The organism is Peribacillus sp. NPDC058002 (assembly GCF_042886655.1).
GTDB classification, from domain to species: Bacteria; Bacillota; Bacilli; order Bacillales; family DSM-1321; genus Peribacillus; species Peribacillus aracenensis.
The window spans coordinates 1-1,916 of sequence record NZ_JBHVQU010000441.1 but is presented as its reverse complement, the minus strand read 5'-3'; the positions used below and the strand labels follow the sequence as shown (position 1 = coordinate 1,916).

At 33.6% G+C, this 1,916-nt stretch carries 1 protein-coding gene; it reads right to left on the bottom strand.

All coding sequences use genetic code 11. The annotated features are described in order from the left end of the window. A partial coding sequence (locus tag ACFVSH_RS26095; protein ID WP_387708694.1) for a glycosyltransferase family 2 protein occupies positions 1–742 on the bottom strand: 742 nt, incomplete at its 3' end. Between the last annotated feature and the right edge of the window lie 1,174 nt (positions 743–1,916).

Genomic DNA, 1,916 nt, shown 5'->3' with positions numbered 1-1,916 from the left:
ATCCCTCTTCACCTGCGCCAACCATAATATCTAACCATTCACTAAATGCTTTTAGGCCTAGGGTATTGTTATTTTGATTCGGATGTCTTCGAAAATAACTAAGAGCTTCTGAAATATACACAGCTTTCCCTTTGGATAGCAACGACAACCAGGCAGCTATATCATTGATAAGAGAATACTGTTTCTCTTTGTATACACCATATCGTTCGGTAAGGTCTTTTTTTCTGAATAATACTGTTGTCGGTTCACCGATAACATTGAGACAATGGGTTAATGCAAGGTTTCCCAACATCTTTCCGTCTAAGATCCTTGTTTCTTCATATATTCTGGCTGTAGCGTCTATAGGAGGGAGAAGTTGATCGTTTGCATCGATAGTTTGTCGATAAGATGTGACAAGGGTAATATTTTCGAACTCTTTGAAAAAATAAACCATTTTTGCGATTTTTTCTTTATGATACACATCATCATCCATCAAGTAATTGATATATTCCCCCGATGCCAAATCAAAGCATTTATGCCAATTTTCAAGAAATAAATTTCTTTCGTTTTTATAATACTTAATTATAGAGTTCGAACCTAAATAAGGACCAAGCATTTCTTGTACTCGATCATCTGTACTATCATCACAAATAATAATTTCGATATTAGGGTAGGTTTGTGCTAATACACTGTCAAGCGCTATTTTTAGAGTATCAGGTCGATTATACGCAGGAATGACTACACTAACTAAAGGATTTCCCACAATGGCTTCCTCCTTGTTTCCTAATTTACAATTGTTATGAAGGATACATGAAAACTATGGAAACCTTTTTTGTACTTTGTAGGTACTCTCTGTACAATGTTTTTTCCGGTATGTCTTCATTAGTAAAAATCCTCCTCCAAAGACCAAATGGTAATTTTTTTACGTATGGAAGTTCCCATACCGATATAACACCTTCGATAACATTCCCTGTGATATTCATCCAAGAGCAACTATTAAATACTCTTCAATCTCTATTATCGCGACTGTAATTTACTCCACGGTTAAAGATAAATAAAATTTTTTTCCACAATTGTTGTTATTATTGTCCTACACCCGCTACCCTAACGGAAATCAATAAAAGGGGCTCTAAACCATACTACATCGCAGTCAAGGGGAGAATGTAAAAACTGGATTTGGACATATTTCCCTTTTGTCCGTTTGAATTGTGAACTAGTAATATGCTTTGACAGTTGTAACTGCTTCAAATGTAATCACTCAATAATCGTTATACAAAACGTGTAATGAAAGGAGCAAAAATCCTATATATTCGACATGATTCTTCTCAGATAAATAGGGACTAGCTGCTCCTTCGGCTTTACAAAGTTAGGACGTATAAGTGGAATTTTTTCATGAATGTGAACATTTAATTTCTTTCCTAAATATATTGCTAATGGCGGGGTAATAGACTCAAATGATTCAACATTTTATTAATCTTGATGGAATTTAAATGCATGTTCCTATATATCCATTGATATTGTAATGTGTATAACAATAAGATTTGAGTTTTCATTGTGTCATATTTTTTTGCTATTTCTCATATTAATTAAGGAAAAATAATAGGGGAAAAGAGAACCACTTGAACTGATTTTTGGAATATCATGCACTTGTTTTTTCGTGTCCTTGCCGATTCTTGTACATGTGCGGAATATTATCTTCCTCCAACCTGATACGGAATAATAAACAAAAAATTTGTTGTACGAGCTTGAAAAGTTTATATAAAAGCATAAGTCAAACAAGGCTTGATATCCGAATCTTCACTCATGTCTTAGTTATAGCTGCAGTGGGAACGTGAAAAGACAATGTTTTAGTAGGAAAAGGAGATCAATAGAGATGTTTAAAGAAATTGATAATAAAAATCAATTTAATGTCAAAAAAAATCGTTACACTGTTGACC